Annotated in this window: 18 protein-coding genes; 8 read left to right on the forward strand and 10 right to left on the reverse strand. The window is 37.4% G+C overall.

Going from position 1 to position 18361, the window contains the following annotated elements; genetic code table 11:
- Positions 1–708: DEAD/DEAH box helicase (locus AC22ZQ_RS04675; RefSeq protein ID WP_318957559.1), on the reverse strand; the 708-nt coding region annotated here is incomplete at its 3' end.
- A gap of 275 nt (positions 709–983) precedes the next feature.
- On the reverse strand, positions 984–2105 hold the full coding sequence (locus AC22ZQ_RS04680; protein WP_318957560.1) for an alpha/beta fold hydrolase: 1122 nt from the start codon (positions 2103–2105) through the stop codon (positions 984–986).
- Between the two features lie 212 nt (positions 2106–2317).
- Here AC22ZQ_RS04680 and mnmC2 point away from each other — a divergent pair, with 212 nt between their 5' ends.
- Complete coding sequence (mnmC2, locus tag AC22ZQ_RS04685) at positions 2318–2986, forward strand: tRNA (5-methylaminomethyl-2-thiouridine)(34)-methyltransferase MnmC2 (protein WP_318957561.1); 669 nt, start codon at positions 2318–2320, stop codon at positions 2984–2986.
- Positions 2987–2990: 4 nt separating this feature from the next.
- Here the strand turns inward: mnmC2 and AC22ZQ_RS04690 are convergent, their stop codons facing one another.
- The 8 genes from AC22ZQ_RS04690 to AC22ZQ_RS04725 are packed head-to-tail and all read right to left on the reverse strand — an operon-like array spanning position 2991 to position 11179.
- The gene (locus tag AC22ZQ_RS04690) at positions 2991–3713 is read right to left on the reverse strand and encodes a tetratricopeptide repeat protein (RefSeq protein ID WP_318957563.1); all 723 of its coding nucleotides are present in this window, start codon (positions 3711–3713) and stop codon (positions 2991–2993) included.
- Positions 3713–5422, reverse strand: a complete 1710-nt coding sequence (locus AC22ZQ_RS04695; RefSeq protein ID WP_318957564.1) for a BatD family protein — start codon at positions 5420–5422, stop codon at positions 3713–3715. Before AC22ZQ_RS04695 ends, AC22ZQ_RS04690 begins: the two co-directional genes overlap by 1 nt.
- The gene (locus AC22ZQ_RS04700) at positions 5416–6165 is read right to left on the reverse strand and encodes a tetratricopeptide repeat protein (protein WP_318957566.1); all 750 of its coding nucleotides are present in this window, start codon (positions 6163–6165) and stop codon (positions 5416–5418) included. The genes AC22ZQ_RS04695 and AC22ZQ_RS04700 overlap by 7 nt, the downstream gene beginning before the upstream one ends.
- Position 6166: 1 nt before the next feature.
- Complete coding sequence (locus AC22ZQ_RS04705) at positions 6167–7324, reverse strand: VWA domain-containing protein (protein WP_318957567.1); 1158 nt, start codon at positions 7322–7324, stop codon at positions 6167–6169.
- Entirely contained in the window at positions 7308–8315 is a 1008-nt protein-coding gene (locus tag AC22ZQ_RS04710; RefSeq protein ID WP_318957569.1) for a vWA domain-containing protein, read from the reverse strand. Before AC22ZQ_RS04710 ends, AC22ZQ_RS04705 begins: the two co-directional genes overlap by 17 nt.
- Before the next feature lies 1 nt (position 8316).
- Entirely contained in the window at positions 8317–9288 is a 972-nt protein-coding gene (locus AC22ZQ_RS04715) for a hypothetical protein (protein ID WP_318957570.1), read from the reverse strand.
- A complete protein-coding gene (locus AC22ZQ_RS04720) occupies positions 9285–10157 on the reverse strand; it encodes a DUF58 domain-containing protein (RefSeq protein WP_318957571.1) in 873 nt (290 codons plus the stop codon). Before AC22ZQ_RS04720 ends, AC22ZQ_RS04715 begins: the two co-directional genes overlap by 4 nt.
- Positions 10157–11179, reverse strand: a complete 1023-nt coding sequence (locus AC22ZQ_RS04725) for an AAA family ATPase (RefSeq protein ID WP_318957572.1) — start codon at positions 11177–11179, stop codon at positions 10157–10159. Before AC22ZQ_RS04725 ends, AC22ZQ_RS04720 begins: the two co-directional genes overlap by 1 nt.
- A gap of 99 nt (positions 11180–11278) precedes the next feature.
- Between AC22ZQ_RS04725 and AC22ZQ_RS04730 the strand changes: the two genes are divergently transcribed.
- The 7 genes from AC22ZQ_RS04730 to AC22ZQ_RS04760 all read left to right on the forward strand — a co-directional run bounded on the left by AC22ZQ_RS04730 (position 11279) and on the right by AC22ZQ_RS04760 (position 18226).
- Positions 11279–11650 (forward strand): hypothetical protein, encoded by a 372-nt coding sequence (locus tag AC22ZQ_RS04730; protein WP_318957574.1) that lies wholly within the window; start codon positions 11279–11281, stop codon positions 11648–11650.
- A gap of 169 nt (positions 11651–11819) precedes the next feature.
- Positions 11820–13322, forward strand: coding sequence for a F0F1 ATP synthase subunit beta (atpD, locus tag AC22ZQ_RS04735; protein WP_318957576.1), 1503 nt, complete (start codon positions 11820–11822; stop codon positions 13320–13322).
- 56 nt (positions 13323–13378) lie between these two features.
- On the forward strand, positions 13379–13669 hold the full coding sequence (locus AC22ZQ_RS04740) for a F0F1 ATP synthase subunit delta/epsilon (protein ID WP_318957578.1): 291 nt from the start codon (positions 13379–13381) through the stop codon (positions 13667–13669).
- A gap of 152 nt (positions 13670–13821) precedes the next feature.
- On the forward strand, positions 13822–14568 hold the full coding sequence (gene uppS / locus AC22ZQ_RS04745; protein ID WP_318957579.1) for an undecaprenyl pyrophosphate synthase: 747 nt from the start codon (positions 13822–13824) through the stop codon (positions 14566–14568).
- A 4-nt stretch (positions 14569–14572) separates the two neighbouring features.
- Entirely contained in the window at positions 14573–17098 is a 2526-nt protein-coding gene (bamA, locus tag AC22ZQ_RS04750) for an outer membrane protein assembly factor BamA (RefSeq protein ID WP_318957580.1), read from the forward strand.
- A gap of 52 nt (positions 17099–17150) precedes the next feature.
- Positions 17151–17669: an OmpH/Skp family outer membrane protein gene (locus AC22ZQ_RS04755; protein WP_318957582.1), complete on the forward strand. Its 519-nt coding sequence runs from the start codon at positions 17151–17153 to the stop codon at positions 17667–17669.
- 17 nt (positions 17670–17686) lie between these two features.
- Positions 17687–18226: an OmpH/Skp family outer membrane protein gene (locus tag AC22ZQ_RS04760; RefSeq protein WP_318957584.1), complete on the forward strand. Its 540-nt coding sequence runs from the start codon at positions 17687–17689 to the stop codon at positions 18224–18226.
- The last annotated feature ends 135 nt before the right edge of the window (positions 18227–18361 follow it).

Raw genomic sequence — 18361 nt, forward strand, 5'->3', positions numbered from 1 at the left:
GCGTAGTAAAGGACCTTTTTGTTCGGGTTCTAGTGCGTACGCTCGTTGATTAATCAGTTCAATATTGTTTTCTTCTTCCTCGATTTTAATTACCAAAGGGTCTTGCAATAAAACGCGCTGTATACTTTCAATACTTGGGCTCAATGTGGCTGAAAACAGAAGGTTTTGTCGTTTTTTCGGTAATAATTGAAGGATTTTGTCCATTTCATCTTTAAAACCGAGGTTTAACATTTTATCCGCTTCATCTAATACAAGTGTATTAACAGCTGAAAGATGAACTGCGTTTGCGTCCAATAAATCAAGTAGTCTACCTGGAGTTGCAACCAATACACTAATGTTGTGGAGGTTTTTCATTTGAACATTTACCGAAGCACCTCCATAAACTGCCATAGTTTTACAGGGGAAGGGGAGTGCAGCGGTGAAAGCTTTATAAACATCAGCTACCTGAATGGCAAGCTCTCTAGTGGGTACTAATACCAACACTTTTGCATGTCTAACGGATGGCACTACAACATCTTCTTGCTTAATAAGGGTAGGAATCACGTAACTAGCAGTTTTCCCAGAACCCGTTTTTGCAATACCTAAAATATCCTTGCCATCTAATATTGCAGGAATAGCTTTGGATTGTATAGGGTAGGGCTTTGTGAAATTGAGTTGAGTCAATGCTGCACGTAAATATTTTGGAAGCCCTAAAGAAGAGAATGTCATATTTCTGAATTATAAAGTAGTACGAAGGTAGTGTGAAAAAGTCTGAAACTGATTGTTAATCTAGCTTAATGTATTTTGAAGTGAAAATAAACGGTCTAATTTTAAGAATCATTTTAATTGATTTCTTCTGGGCGTAATCACTCATTTATTATCATCTCTTTAGTTTTCGGTGCTACTTAAGTGTTGTAAAACCCAAGTATGTATGGTTTTAACGTCAAATTCTCTTTTATCAATTGTTTTAATCAAGGATGGTGAGTCATGTGAAGATTACTGAATCAGGTACTTTTTTCTTTTATCCAATTTTTCATTTCTTCCAAGGCAATCCCCAAATTTCCTATTTGACAGTGTTGATCTGCTTGTTCGGACTTAGTGAATATTCGTTCTGAAATTGAACGAGCATTGGTTAGTGCATTTTTTTGTTCATGCAATAATTTAAGGGGTTGAAAAGCATCATTTTCACCCGTAAGTAATAATACATCCTGATCAATTAAATGACTATGAATATGTTCTTTATTCATCTCCATCATCCATGTAACTGCATCATAAGGTTCGGTCTTGTTCTGAATGAATAATGCATTATTTACGGTGTGTTTAAGTGTACCAACATTCATTTTTAAACGAACAAAAAAGTTCGTCAGCTTTCTTTTTGTTAGGAACCATTTCGCTAAGTTTTGGTTGATTGAATTCGTCATTTCAAGCCAATCGTAAACCGGAGGCATGGCAATTACTCTTTTTATACGCTTTTCAAAGGCAGCGGCTCTCAGAATCCAATAACCTCCCATTGACAACCCTAAAGCAGTAACTTCATCCAGCTGAAAATAATCTAATACTACTTTGGTAGGTTTTTCATAGTCATGATCAAAGTACTGGTGGTATAATCTTCTACTTCCTCCTTGACCAGGTCCTTCAAAAGCAATAACGTCGTAACCGTTTTCTGAGAAATAATCCCAAATACAATAAAATTCTTCGATAAAAGCATCGAAACCGGGTATCCCTATTATGGTCCCTTTTACTGTTTTTGATTTTGATGGGATTTTTATGGTAGATAAAAAACTGTCTTTGTAGGGGACTTTATGTCTTTCAAAATTTTGGTCGGAAAATGCCTCATCAAAGGTTTCGACAAATTTTACATACGTCGGAATTTTTCTTTTATCAGAGGGTGCAATCAAAAATTCACTAGCCCTTAAATACGTAGCCGCGTTCTTTAAACGATGCTCTTGAACAGCCACTTTATAGGCCTTTTGAAATTCTTCAACATAATCTTCAAAGGTTCTGATTCTTGAACCAATATATTGTATGTCTTCTAATCTTGAATACCCAAGTGAGTACCATCTATTCAACTGATAGTTCAAGAATTTGTTTTTATGGAACTTATGATAACCTATGGGCAGTTTCATAATGAAGTTTTATTAAGAGTTAGACCTAATTTAGCGAATTTGTAGTGAATTGAAAAGTTGAGATGACAATGGGAAGTAGGTGTTTGGGAGGTGAGTTTATTTCAACTTTGAGGTTTGTCGGGATGATTTTGTTAGCAAGAGTATGCTCCTTTAATAACTATTCCATTTCTTGGCTCACACTTACAACTGTTTAATTCCCTATTTTTGCGTTCATGAAACGTGAGATCATAGTTACTGGAGATGGTTCTAAAACCATTCACTTGCCTGAGTTAAATGAAAATTACCACTCGCACCATGGAGCCTTGCAGGAAGCCCTGCATGTATTTATTCACCATGGTTTAGCCTTTAAAAATGAAGCTAAAAAGCTACGCATATTGGAAATTGGTTTTGGTACGGGGCTCAATGCTTTAATTACGCTGGATTACGCACGTGAATATGATTTAAAAGTAGAATACCACGGTTTAGAAGCTTATCCTGTAAGCAATGAAGAGCTTGAAGCGATGGACTATGTTTCTCTACCAGCCTTGGAAAAACTCAAAACGGAATATAGCCAAATCCATACGGCACCATGGGATACCTTGACAAAACTTAATCCTCATTTTTCTTTACACAAAATTGAACAGAAGTTAGAAGCTTATATGCCGGAAGCGGAAAGTATAGATCTCGTTTACTTTGACGCTTTTGGTCCGAGAGTTCAGGAAGAGATGTGGAGTGTTGAAGTTTTTGAAAAGTTGTTCAAAGGAATGACTAATGGTGGAGTACTGGTGACTTATTGTGCAAAAGGTCAAGTAAAACGCAATATGAAGGCAGCAGGTTTTATCATTGAAGCATTGCCAGGTCCTCCGGGAAAACGTGAAATGACAAGAGCTGTAAAGCCTTAAGCTTTTAGTAACTCAATACATCTTTTTGAGCCACCCATACTTTTTCTCCTGTCTTTAATTGAATTTGGAGAAAGTTCTCGTGCTGTGCTTTTACTTTGTAGCGTTGGTTCTGCTCGAGTTTTACTTCTGTTGGGTTTTTACCCGGTGAAATGTAAGTGGCAATGTCTGTATGCGGTGAAAAAGCAAATTCTGTGGCTACGAAATGTGCATGACTGTACTTTGCTGCCATGGTAGAAACCACAAGGAATAAGAAGGTGATAACAATACCGAATTGACCTATTTTTTTACGCGTTCCTTTTTGTGGCTGTAGGCTGAAGAAGATACTCAGACCTAAAAGCAAGGCGAAGAAGATACTTAAGTAACTCCAAGTGTTCGAAGAAAATTTAAATACAAAACGCCCAATCCACGAATAAGGGTGTTGCCAGTAACTTCCTTCGTTCATTTCCGAAAAGAGGTGAGAAGCATTGTAAATAGCATCTGTATTATTGGGCTCGTACTTCAACGTTTTTTCAAAGAAATAAAGCGCTTTTTCAGGATGCTCAAGCATAAGCTCACACAAAGCGATGTTGTATAGGTTTGCGCTGTTTTGCGTACTGTCCCAATCTTTTTCGAAGGCATTGATGGCCTTTTTGTAAGCTTTATCTTGATAATAAGCTACTCCCTGTTCAAAGTTCGCATGTACAAGACCAGCTAAAATGATGAAAGAAGCAAGGAGGAGTTGACGCATTAGAGTATTTCGTTTAATTCGTTAACAATTTGCGCGGTATTTTCTAACAACATTTCTTGATTTTCTCGCTCTAGTAACAAGCTGTATTTCGCCTCGTCACACTGGTTGAAAATAGATATGATACTTTGTTTTTGTTCCGCAGTACAGTTGAGTGTGTCTATATAACTACGCGTAACTTGCGCAGTGTCTATATTGCGTTTGTTGGCAATAAAGAGTTTGAGTGCGTGAGCTATCTCAACGTAGAATTCTTCTTGATTGTTCGCCGCTAAAGCAGCTTTAGCTTTGCTCAATTCATCAACGGCTAATTTTTTGGCTTGTTTCTTTTTCTGGTTAAGCGCAATGCTTTCTTCGTTTTCATTTCTGTATTTTACAAAGAACCCAAATACAAAAGCTAAAGAAATTGGGGTACCTACACCTGTCCAAAATAATCCAGAATTATAGAAGTCATTCTCCTTTTCATCACTTCTAACATCTACTAAAATTGTGCGTAAAGGTTCTTCAGCCTTTTCTTCTTTTTTCTTCTTGCTTTCTGGTAGGGCTATGCTTTCCCCTTTTGCTCTAATTTTTACTTTGTCACCCTCTACCTCAATGTATTTCTCTGTTTCAGGGTCGAAATAAGCAATTTTAACACCGGGTAATTTAAAACTCTTTCCTTGCAACACTTGAAGGTTATAAACAAAGGTTTTACTTCCCTCAGCCCCGCGTGTATTGAAGAAAATTGAATCGTGAATTTCAGGATCTCCGTATAATGTTAACCCTTTCGGTAATTCTAATTTTGGGGTTTCTATATTGTGTAAATTACCTGCTCCAGATATACGTACACGGTATTCAAAAACATCGCCAACTTTAAAGCTTTTACCTTCTGTTTTACAGTTTACTTTATAGTTACCTACAGCACCGATAAAGCTCGATGGAGCACCATCTGGCAATGGTTTAATAAGCACTTCAGAGCGGTTAGAGGTAATGATGCTACGTTGTGGACGATTACTGTTGTTTAACCTGTAATTGAAAGCGATTCTAAACGGCTCTAAATCGTATAGTCCTGACTGCTCTGGAAACAACAATACTTTTCCACCAGAAATAACCTCTATTTTCTTATTGTTTACAATTTCATCAGAACGTTGAAAACTACCTGGTGCTTGTAAATAATGTTCTTCCGCTGCACCTTCAAAAACAAAGCTTTGGTAATCAAGTAAGGTGAAAAGTTCCTGTTGGGCATAGAGTTTAGAAGATAAAATCAAAGGTTGACCTTCATATAGTTCTTTAGCAGATTGTTGTATGATACCAAAGAAATTCTGATCCATGTTATCCCCTGGATTCTCACTTGTCAAATTCACAGGTTCTACAACTTCTATTATGATGGTGTTAGAACTAATTTCTCCATTTTTAGTTTGAATTTTTACCGGTCCAATTTTGTATTTCCCTTTTTCCTTCACTACGTAAGTGGAAGTTTTCATATAGATCATAACGGCTTGACGCGTATTCATGTCTACATAGGATTGTTGGGAAGTTGAAGTGCCTCCTGCATCTAATAGTTCATCAGGGAAATCATATTCAAAATCATTTCCAGCATTGCTTTCTATGGCAACGCGGAAGGGTTCATTTTCTTCTACCTTTAGCGCTGATGTTTTAATCTTTACATAGGCAGATTGCGCTAGGGTGAAACTAGCGATGAACAATAAACTATATGTAAGGATGTGCTTTACCATCGTTTACCAGATTTTACTTTTTCTTGTTTTCCCCCTGAACCCATGCCACGTAGTTTACGTTTGGTATTCATTTCTTGTTTCATCAATTCATCTAAAAGTCGTTCCGTTTTTTTACTCGAAAGCTTATCACTTTGTTGAGGTGATGAATTAGAAGAGGAATTGTTTTGACTCTTTTGAGATTGACCGTCACCCTGTTTGGGTTGACCCTCTTTATTTTGCTGGTTTTGATTTTGTTGATTCTGTTGTTGCTGATTTTTATTTTGATCTTGCTGGTTTTGCTGATCTTGTTGTTTTTGGTTCTTCTGTTGTTCTTCCTCTTGCTTTTTCAACCTTCTTTTGGCCTCTGCAAGGTTGTAACGCGTTTCTTTAGCTGAAGGATTCATGCGTAAAGCATTTTTGTAATTCTCTATGGCTTCCGCATAGTTTTTATCCTTCATGTTGCAATTCCCCATGTTGTGGTAAAGGGCTGCTTTTTCCTCTTGAGATTTTGCATCTTGCAATTGATTGTAAAAGTTCTCAGCGGCTTCTTTGAATTCACCTTTTCTGTAGGCAGCGCGAGAAATCTCTCTGGAAATATCGATGTTTTCCGGTGCTTGTTGCTGCGCAGTAATAAAGTGGTTGTAAGCTTCTTGATATTTACCTTCTTCGTATAATCTATTGCCTTCTCTAAATTCTTCACGCCATTGTTGCGCGTTAACGGTACACGACAACAGGAGAAAAGTAAAGACTGCTATAAATTTCAAATTAACCACGCTTTAATTGTTGTTTTTCAAGTTCTTGTATTCCTAAAAAGAGTAGAATCATAACAACAGCTACAAACATAAAAAACTGATAATGATTCTTCTTAATTTCTAACTCCAATTCTACGGTATTCGTTGGTTCGTTGGTGTTAAAATCTGCTAAAAGTGAATGTATATTTGGGAATTCGTCATCTGAGAGCACAAATTTACCGTCTGCGCGATCAGAAAGATCTTGAATCATGTTTTTGTCGAGCTTAGAAACGACACTTTTTCCATATTGATCTTTAAAATATTGTCGAGTTCTAGTACCCGGAATGGGTATGAGTCCACCCGAGCTAGATCCTAATCCTAAAATTTGTAATTCAATTCCTCTTCGGTCTAATTCTTTTAAAGTATTATCTATTCCACCTTCGTGGTCTTCTCCATCAGTGATAAGAACAATGATCTTTTTGGTTTCCTTCTTTTCGCTGAAGAAATCTTTGCTTAAATCCAATGCTAATCCAATGTTTGTTCCCTGGTTGGAAATCAGGTCTGAATACAATTCCTCTGTGTACATTTTAGCAGCTCCTATATCTGCCGTTAAGGGGAGTTGAGGATAAGCGCTTCCTGCAAATATTACCATTCCAACTTTATTGCTGCCGGACATGTTAATGTATTGAGTAATGGCGTTTTTAGCAGCAGTTAAACGTGATTCGCCCCCGCTCATGTCTTCGGTGTTCATGGAGTTGGAGATATCTACGGCAAATACAATTTCTGAGTCATTCACCCTAAGTTTAGCCTTCTGCGTTCCAAAAGAGGGTTGCATGGCGGCTATAACTCCAAATACCAAGGCAGACCTTAGCAAGAAAAGTTTAAGGAGGGTATATGTGATGGAAATGGGAGGGAACTGTCCGTTATTTCGGATGCCCATTCGCGTTCTAATTTTGTTAGACCTTCTTAAAATAAACCAAACGAAAGCGTAGAAGATAGGTAGCCCAAAGAAGAAGTATCCATAGTTAGGCGTCTTAAACACCAAACTCTCGCTTCCGCTAAAAGAGGTGAACCCACCAAAGTTTTCCACCACCCAAAAGGCTAATCCCCAAAATAGGAGTTCGAACCCAATTAAAGGAAGAAAAATCAGTTGAAGTTTATATGTTAAACGTTGCTTATCCAATGGCTTCAAAGAAAAATTTGCGTACAACCCATGCAAGGGTAATTAAAAATAAACCTGTTAAAATAAAGGGAAGTGGAACAGTTGGCGGTTCTTGTTGAATGTAGTTGTCTATCAACTTGCGCGTTTCCATTTTCTCTATTTTGTCGTAGATTTCTATCAAAGAATTTTTATCCTTTGCTCTAAAATATTTTCCACCTGTGATATCGGCAATTTTTTCGAGCGTCTTTTCATCTATATCACTTGAGAAAAGCTGACTACTAAAGAAACCTCCAATGTTTTGATCTCCGCCCACACCTATGGTGTAAACGGTGATGTCCTTTTGCTTGGCTAGTTCTGCAGCTTCTAATGGAGATAGTTCTCCTCGGTTGGAAGCACCGTCTGTAAGTAGAATAATTACTTTCGATTCCAAACTATCACTTCTCAAACGGGTGACAGCTGTTCCTAAACCAGTTCCTATCGCTGTTCCATTAATTAAGTAGCCAGACTGAAGTTTGTCGATGCATTTTTTTAAAAAAGAATGGTTTCGTGTAGCAGGACAAGCAGTGTAGGCTTCTCCTTCGTATGCCACCAACCCTATCCTGTCGTTTTTTCTACCGTCAATAAAATCTTTAGCCACTGATTTTGCAGCCTCAAGACGGTTGGGGAGGAAGTCAGTTTGCATCATACTACCGGAGATGTCCATAGCTAAGATAATATCTATACCCTCTGAAAACTCATCTTCTTGGTTTTTTGGAGCTCCAAGGGGTTGCGCTAAGGCAATGATGAAAGCAGCTACACCGAGTAAGAATGTGATATGTACCGCCCAATGCAAAAGTTGAGGAGCAAATCCATCCAACTTTTCAATTTGATGAATGTCTAAACTCGTTTTAAAATCACCTTTTTCTTTCTTGCTGTTAACTACCAACCACACAAAATAGATGGGGACAATAAGTAATAGCCACAGCCAATTAGGCGAAAGGAAAGTGTAATTCCAAAAGTCGATATGTATCCAAGCAAACATGTTATTGATCTTCGATTTTTAATTCAACATCTGCTATTTCAGAAACAATTTGCTTGGCTTTATTACCCGTGCGGAGTATGTCTTCCAAGGATGGTTTTGATTGGGCAAATTTTACCATATCAGATTGAGACAAAAGCGTGATGATAGTAGAAATTGTATCATCCGACAAGTCTCGGTGTATCAAATCCATTTTACTTTCATGGGTTGTTTTATCCATGAAGTTGGAATTATAATGCCTACTTAAAAATGCTCGTACAATAATGGAGAGTTGATAATAATATTCTTTAAGGTCTTTTTCGTAAAGTTGACTTTCTTCTAATTCTTTTATGGCCTTTAAAGCACTTTCTTTTGGACTCAATCGTGTAATGACACGTTCCATTTTAGGGTCAACGGGCGATTTTCTTAATTGTAAAATGATCAGTACAACTAGAAGAACTAAAATAAAGGTAATCCACCACCAGTGCTTAATAATGAAGATTAACCAAGATGGCTTTGCTTCTTCTAGTTGCGTAGATAACTCTTTGATGTCGTAAATATCTTTTGTTCCATCAGCAATAGGACTGTTTACTTCTACAATGACAGGATTGAAATAAAAAGTGCTATCCTGAAACCTCAGGTATTGATCACTGATGATGACATAGGCAGAATCCCAAGCGATGAGTTCATATTTACCCATCCAGTGATACGAGTTTTTCTCTTGATAAGTGGTGTCAGAGAAAGGTGTGCTTATTTCTAATTCGTAATTTTTATTATTTACACTTACACCGTTGGCTTGTGTTATTTTTCCAATTAAAATGTTTTTAGCTGCATCATAATTAAGACTATCAATAGGAAGGTTACTTGTGAAACTTAAGGTTAGCACAAAAGGCTCACCAATTTCAACCTTGGACTTATCTACTGACAAATGCGTTTGTTGTGCATGTAGTTGCACAGAACAAATTATTAAAAATGATATGTAGATGAAATATCTCATTTTGCACGTCTTTGAAAAAGGGCAATTAATGCTTCTAGATAATGAGAGTCTGTAGAAATCGTTGCATGATCAATTCTTGCTTTACGCATTGCTTCTTCAAACTGTTTGCTTCTTCTGATATAGGCTTGCTTGTATTTCTCTTGAGCGGAAAAGGAGAAGGTATTCACCCATTTGTGTTTTCCGGTTTCAGCATCATACAATTTTGTGATACCTACTTTCGGTAATTCCCTTTCCAAAGGATCTTCAGTTTTAAGGGCTACAACATCATGTTTTTTGTTGGCGATTTTAAGACCATCTACGTATGCCGAATAATCAATGAAGTCACTAATAACGAAAGCTATACTTCTTTTTTTAATCACATTGCGGAAGTATTTTAATCCCTCATTGAGGTTAGTTCCTTTGCTTTTCGGTTGATAATCTATCATGTGTCGCAAGATCATCATACAATGGGCCTTTCCTTTTTTGGGAGGAATAAATTTTTCTACTTCATCACTAATGAAAATAGCACCTACCTTGTCGTTATTGGCTACTGCAGAGAAAGCCAAAACGGCAACAATCTCTAACATGAGCTCCTTTTTCGTACGCTCTTTTTGTCCAAAATTATTGGATTCTGAAATATCGATGAGTAGCATGATATTTAGCTCGCGCTCTTCCTCAAAAACTTTAATAAAGGGAGAATTAAAACGGGCTGTTACATTCCAATCTAAACTTCTTACATCATCGCCATAATGGTAATCTCTTACCTCAGAAAACGCCATACCACGTCCCTTAAAGGCAGAATGATATTCTCCCGAAAAGACCTGTTTGGTTAAACCACGCGTTTTAAGCTCTATGGTTTTTACTTTTTTAAGAAGTTCTTTCGTATCCATTAAGGTACGTCTATGCGATTTAAGATTTTTTCAACAATGTCTCTTGGTCCAATTTCTTCAGCTTCGGCCTCGTACGTTAAACCTATACGGTGTTGTAAAACATCAGGAGCTATGGCTCTAATATCCTCAGGAATCACATAGGCTCTTCCGTTTAAAAAGGCATAAGCTTTAGCTGCTCTTGCTAAGTTAATACTCGCTCTTGGCGAACCACCGAAACTAATGAGTGGAGCTAAATTACTCAAGTCGTAATCTCCCGGGTTTCTTGTAGCAAATACAATGTCTACAATGTAGTTCTCTATTTTTTCATCCAAGTACACATCTTTGACCAATTCGCGCAAACGAATAATGTCCTCAGGTTTTAATACACGGTCTATTTTACTCAAACCTTCTTTGCGAATGTTGGAACGTATGATGAGTTTTTCTTCTTCTTTCTTAGGGTAATCTAAAAAGACTTTTAGCATGAAACGGTCTACCTGTGCCTCGGGTAAAGGGTAGGTCCCTTCTTGTTCTACCGGGTTTTGTGTCGCCATTACTAAGAAAGGAGAAGGTAGTTGAAAGGTTTCATCACCTATCGTTACTTGCTTTTCTTGCATGGCTTCCAAAAGGGCAGATTGAACCTTTGCCGGAGCCCTATTGATTTCATCTGCTAATATAAAATTAGCGAATATGGGGCCTTTATTAACAGAGAATTGCTGATCTTTTTGATTGTAGATCATGGTTCCTGTAACATCGGCGGGTAATAAATCGGGAGTAAACTGAATTCTGCTGAATTGAGCTGCAATAGCGTCAGACAGTGTTTTGATGGCAAGTGTTTTCGCCAATCCTGGTACACCCTCTAGGAGAATGTGACCGTCTGCCAGTAAAGCAACCAATAGTTTTTCAACCATGTTGCTTTGTCCAACAATAACTTTAGAGATTTCATCTTTCAAAAGGTTGGTATAAACAATCTCTTGTTTTATTTTCTCTGTCAATTGGCGTATGCTTTCCGCCGGTGATAAAGTTGTGCTGGTACTATCTTCCATCTTCTTTCGTCTTTAATTACAAAAATGTAGATTGCCTTTGGAGTGTTTTTGCTTTTGCTGTTAATATTTGTTAACTTGTGTGAAACAAAATCAACCACCATGACAACCACTACAACGCGCACATGTAAGGAGTGCAGCCAGACCTTAAATGGTCGTAAGGATCAAAAGTTTTGTTCTGACTATTGTAGAAATGCCTACAATAATAAAAAGAACGGCGCGGTAAACAAACACGTTCGCCATATCAATGCCATTTTAAGAAAGAATAGAAGGATATTGGATGAGTTAAACCCTGGGGGTAAAATAACAGTGAGTTTAATGATGTTGGCCGAGCGGGGTTTCAATTTTCATTATTACACCAACACGTATACAACCAAGAAAGGAGCTGTCTATTTCTTTTGTTATGATAGAGGATATTTAAAAGTGGATCAAGAGAGTTATATTTTGGTGCGTAAACAAGAATATGTAAAATGATTTGTTGATAACCCTGAACCTGAATTTAAAGCTTGAAAAACAGTGTTTTTGAGTTCTCTATGCTGCTTGATTGTGAAAAAGTGAACTTTTTTTTCAACAAATTTTATCTAACCAAATAATTCATATATCTTTGCGCCCTGAAAATTCAATGTACTTAAAAGACACTGTAATGTCGAATATCAAAGGTAGAGTATCACAGGTAATTGGACCTGTAGTAGATGTAAGCTTCGAGAAGGGAGTAGAGCTTCCGAATATTTATGACGCACTTGAGGTGCCAAAAGCAAACGGAACAAAAGTAATCTTAGAGGTTCAATCACACGTAGGTGAGAACTCAGTTCGTACTATTGCGATGGATTCGTCTGACGGATTTACTAGAGGTATGGAAGTTGTGGCTACAGGTAGCCCAATTAAAATGCCTACTGGTGACGGAGTAAAAGGACGTTTATTTAACGTAGTAGGTGATTCAATCGATGGGATTGGTGATTTAGACAAATCAAATGGTATGTCTATCCACCGTGAAGCTCCAGCTTTCGATCAGTTATCTACAGCTACTGAGGTTCTTTTTACAGGGATTAAAGTAATCGACTTGATCGAGCCGTATGCAAAAGGAGGTAAGATTGGTTTATTCGGTGGTGCCGGAGTAGGTAAAACTGTATTGATCCAGGAGTTGATTAATAACATCGCGAAAGCATACTCAGGTTTATCTGTATTTGCTGGAGTAGGTGAGCGTACCAGAGAAGGTAACGACTTATTACGTGAGATGTTAGAGTCTGGAATTATCAAGTATGGTGAAGGATTCATGAAGTCTATGGAAGAAGGTGGATGGGATTTATCTCTTATCGACAGAGAAGAGATGAAAGATTCAAAAGCTGCTTTCGTATTCGGTCAGATGAATGAGCCTCCAGGAGCACGTGCTCGTGTTGCATTGTCGGGATTGACATTAGCTGAGTACTTCCGTGATGGTGATGGAGATGAAGCAGGTAAGGATATCTTATTCTTCGTTGATAACATTTTCCGTTTCACGCAAGCAGGTTCTGAGGTGTCAGCCTTATTAGGACGTATGCCATCAGCGGTAGGTTACCAACCAACATTGGCAACTGAGATGGGAGCTATGCAGGAGCGTATTACTTCTACAAAAAATGGTTCTATTACATCTGTACAGGCGGTTTACGTACCTGCGGATGACCTTACTGACCCTGCACCAGCGAACACTTTCGCTCACTTGGATGCAACAACAGTATTGTCTCGTAAGATTGCTGAGTTAGGTATTTACCCAGCGGTAGATCCATTAGAGTCTTCTTCAAGAATTCTTACGCCAACAATCGTAGGTGAAGAGCACTACGCTTGTGCACAAAGAGTACAGCAAACATTACAACGTTACAAAGAGCTTCAAGATATTATCGCGATCTTAGGTATGGATGAATTGTCTGAAGAAGATAAATTAATCGTACACAGAGCACGTAGAGTTCAACGTTTCTTATCTCAACCTTTCCACGTAGCTGAGCAGTTTACAGGATTGAAAGGTGTGTTGGTAGACATCAATGAAACTATCAAAGGATTTAACATGATCTTAGATGGTGAGATGGACCAGTACCCAGAGGCTGCTTTCAACTTGAAAGGAGATATCGAAGAGGTAAGAGCTGCAGGAGAGAAAATGCTTGCTGAAGCTTAATTAATAAGAAATAAGAGGGAGAGCAATCTCCCTTTTTAATATAAATTCTAGTTGCTATGCACTTAGATATAATTACACCGGAAAAGAAAATCTTCACAGGAGAAGTGGACGCCGTTCAAATGCCTGGAGTAGACGGACTTTTTCAAGTATTAGGAGGTCACGCCCCAATCATTTCTGCACTTGCTGAAGGATCTGTGAAAGTAGATTTAGCAAACAGTGATGTAGAGTTTAATGATTTAACTGGAGAGATCGAACGCGATACATCGCACGATAAAGTTATCCGAGTTAAAATTAAAGGAGGAGTGATGGAAATGATGAATGATAAAATCATCATCCTAGCCGAGTAATTGATACACAAGAAACTCAATAAATGAGGGGTCTGGTTCGCCAAATCCCTCTTTTTTGTTAAACAAAGTTAAGCTTGATCTAATTTATTGTTCTATTCTACAAGAGATATACTAAATTAGCCCCTTCAGGCAAATGAAATTATTTGTACCCAATGGATTTAATAAACCAAATAGACAAAACGAGAGTACCAGAACATATTGCTATTATCATGGATGGTAATGGGCGATGGGCCAAACAACAGGGCGAGATGCGTTTGTATGGACATAATTCTGGTGTGGGTGCAGTAAGAGAAGCTGTTAACGGTGCAGACGAATTAGGAGTGAAGTATTTGACGCTTTATACCTTTTCTACTGAAAACTGGAACCGTCCCAAAGAGGAGGTAGACGGTTTGATGAATCTTATGGTTCAAACCATTGCCAATGAGGTTGATGTATTGGACGAGAAAAATGTGAAACTAGAGATTATTGGAGATGAAGAAGGTTTGCCTTCGGATTGTAAAGATAGTTTGTCTGCGGCACGAGAAAGATTAAAAGATAACACAGGAGTAGTTCTTGTCTTGGCTATTAATTATAGTGCAAGGTGGGAAATGATAGAGGCCACTAAAAAAATCGCAAATCAAGTTAAGTCGGGAGATTTAGAAGTTGATGCGATCAATGAGAAAGTTATCTCAGGTGCTTTGTCTACTCAAAATATTCCAGATCCTGAATTGTTAATTAGAACTTCTGGAGAATACAGAATAAGCAACTTCCTATTATGGCAAATTGCTTATTCTGAATTGTATTTTATCGACACATTATGGCCTGACTTTAAACAAGAAAATCTGTTTGAAGCCGTTATAAATTATCAATCAAGAGAAAGAAGGTTCGGAAAAGTATCTGAACAATTAAGACCAGAGTAATTATATGCATAAACTAGTCACACTCCTTTTTACCTTAGCGGTAGTATTCACATCAATCGGGCAAGATATTAACTATAAAAACCCAAAAGAATACGAAATTGGTCCGGTTACTGTGCTTGGCGCAGACAACTTTGATCATACAGCCATCAAATTAATCGCTGGTTTACGTCAGGGAGACAAGATTACTATTCCAGGTGATGATATCAGTAATGCAATCAAAAAACTTTGGAATGAAGGACTCTTTTCAAATGTTGAAATTGTAAAGGAAAAAGTAATTGGAGATGTGATTTATTTAAGCATTGTGTTACAACCACGTGCTAAACTATCTCGCTTTAAATTTACGGGTGTAACTAAAAAGGAAGCAGATAAAATTAGAGAAGAGATAGGTCTTTTCTCGGGTAAGAATATTACCGAAAACCTAATCTTTCAAACTGAAAATAAAGTAGAACACTTCTTTAAAGACAAGGGATATTACTTAGTGGAAGCAAACATCGTCCGCAAAGCGGATACTTTAATGACCAATTCAGAAATCTTTATCATCAATGTAAACAAGGGTGAGAAGATGAAGATTGGTGAACTAAACATTTCAGGTTTAGAAACGGTCAAAGAAGCGAAGCTAAGAAGAGCGATGAAGGATACAAAGCAAAAGGCTTTTTGGAGATTCTTCAAACGTTCTAAATTTATGAAAGTCGCTTATAAAAGAGATAAGTTGGCGATTACGAATAAATTGCAAGAAGAGGGCTTACGTGATGCAGAAATTGTAAGTGATAGTGTTTACGTTATTGATGATAAACACATCGGTATAGATATAAAAATTGACGAAGGAGAAAAATACTACTTCGGAAACATTACTTGGGTAGGGAACTCTAAGTACAGAACAGGTTATCTGGATACGGTTTTAGGTATCAAGTATGGTGATGTCTACAACAAAACTTTGTTAGAGCAACGTTTATTCCAAAGTATGGAGTCGAGAGATATTACTTCACTCTACATGGATAGAGGACACTTGTTCTTTCAGATTGTACCTATTGAAAAAGGTGTGGTGGATAATCACATCAATTATGAATTGAGAATAATTGAGGGGAAAGAAGCTACTATTGGTGATATTGTTGTTAAAGGGAATTACAAAACCAACGAACACGTTATTCGTCGTGAGTTGAGAATGAAGCCGGGTGATTTGTTTAATAGAAACGATATTATTCGTAGCCAAAGAGAATTATCTCAATTGGGGTATTTTGATCCTGAGCAAATGGACTTTATTCCGATTCCAAATCCCCAAGATGGAACAGTGGATATAGAAGTGGTTGTTAATGAAAAGTCTTCTGATCAGATTGAATTATCTGGGGGGTATGGTGCAAATACTTTGATCCTTACAGCCGGATTGTCGTTTAACAATTTTTCAGTACAAAACTTTTTTGATAAATCGGCTTGGTCTCCATTGCCAACGGGAGATGGTCAGCGTCTTTCTTTGAGAGCACAAACAAATGGTATGTTCTACCAAGCTTACAGTTTTTCATTTACGGAACCATGGTTGGGAGGTAAGAAACCAAACGCTTTGAGTTTTTGGATGAACAATAACTCTATTTCTGCTAGTGGTAACTTGTTGAGAACAGATGAAAACTACAGTGGTATTTCCATTACAGGTGTAGGTGTCGGTTTGCAAAGAAGAAAGAAAATTCCGGATGATTACTTTACTGCTTATTATGAAGTGGGATATAAGTATTTTGATGTAAGGAATTATACAAGTTTGGCCTTTAGTAATGGTTATTCAAATAATATTTATGGACAATACGTGTTATCTAGAAACTCAATCGATGCACCTATTTACCCTAGATCTGGTTCGAGATTAACGTTCACAGCGAAGGCATCTCTTCCTTACTCAATGTTTGATGGTGTGGATGACTACTCAAATTACTCTCAGCAAGATTTGGTTAGATTCAATGAATTCTACAAATTTAAAATGACGGGAGAATGGTACTTGCCATTAACTTCTGATAAGAAATTAGTATTAGCACCAAGATTCGGTATTGGATTTATGGGAGCATACAATCAGAGTAAAGGACTTTCGCCTTTCGATAGATTTAGTTTAGGAGGAAGTGGTTTAACCGGAGGAGTGAATGCTCAGGTGAATGGTACGGAGATTATTTCATTAAGAGGGTATGGAACAACAAGTACAATTGTGAGTTCTACAGTTGCCGATCCAATGATTGCTAAATACTCCGTTGAATTAAGGTATCCGATTTCATTAAATCCATCAGCAACGTTCTGGTTGTATGGTTTTGCTGAAGCAGGAAATACATACACAGCTTTGGATAAATTTAATCCTTTCAATGTGAAACGTTCTGTAGGTGTTGGTCTGAAGGTAAATATACCAATGATTGGTATGCTAGGATTTAACTATGGATGGGGATTAGATCCTTTAGATCCACACAGTGTAGGGTATAGAGATGGAAATGATGCTTTAAGAGCAAATGGTCAAATTCCTGGTGTTTTCCAATTCACGATTGGAACTAACATCGGAGATCTTTAATGCATCACAATAAAAATATTATTTTCGTCGTTCGACTGTCAAATAGAAAATTATGAGAACTTTAGCTTTATCACTTTTAATGGTTATTGGCACGGCCTTTGCTTCTTATGGTCAGAAGTACGGGTATATCGATTCAGACTTTATCTTGGAAAATATGCCAGAGTATGTTGAGGCCAAAGAGAAGTTGGATAAGTTTGCGAAGCGTTGGCAAAAAGAAATTCAGGATAGATACGTAGTTATCAAAAAGAAAAAAGATGAATTCGATAGAGTGGAGGCTGTGCTTCCCGATGAAGAAAGAGAAGCTCGTAAATTAGAAATTGAAACATTGGAAAACGAGACTTTGGAATTGCAGCAATTGCGTTTTGGAGTAAATGGAGACTTGTTCGCCAAAAGAAAAGAATTGATACAGCCCATTCAGGATAAAGTGTTTGAGGCATTGGAAAAAGTTGCTAGCAAGGGTAAATATGCGTTTGTATTTGATAAAGCAAATCAATCAAACCTTATATTTGCAGACCCAAAATACGATTTAAGTAAAAGGGTTCTAAGGGAATTAGGTGTTAGTATTAAATAGAATAAATAAGAATGAAAATGATGAAAAGATTATTAGTAGCGTTTGCAGTATTGTTGTTTACAGGTTTTGTTTCAGCGCAGAGTATTGCACATTGTGATTATGCAGCTGTATTTGATACAATGCCTTCTGCAATTCAGGCACAAAAGGATATTCAAGATTTAAGAGAAAGCTACGCGAAAGAATTAGAAGAAGATCAATTGAAATTACAAGAGGCGTATCAAAAATACCAAGTAGAAGGGTCTACGCTTTCTCCAGTTTTACGTCAGCGTGAGGAGAAAAGAATTCAAGATATGAGTGCAGCTTTAGATAAGAAGAGTCAGAATTACGATGCTGAATTGCAAAATTACTACAAGCAAGCGATGGCACCATTAAACGAATTAATGAACGAAGCAATTGAGAATGTAGCAAAAGCGAACAAGATTGATTACGTTCTAGATGAAAACTCTGTATTATTTGCAGGAGGAAGAGATATTACTGATTTAGTGATTGCAGAAGTATTGAAGTTGGATGTTCAGGAAACTCCTCCAGCTACTTCGCCAGCTCCAGTTGGACAATAAGAAAGAATTTTTAAATAACTTTGAGTCGAGTAAATTATTGCTCGACTTTTTTTATGCAAAAAAATCAGAAAGGATATATAGGTGTTTTTGATTCTGGGTACGGCGGTTTAACTGTACTTAAAGAGTTCAGAAAGC

The organism is Lishizhenia sp. (assembly GCF_057456495.1).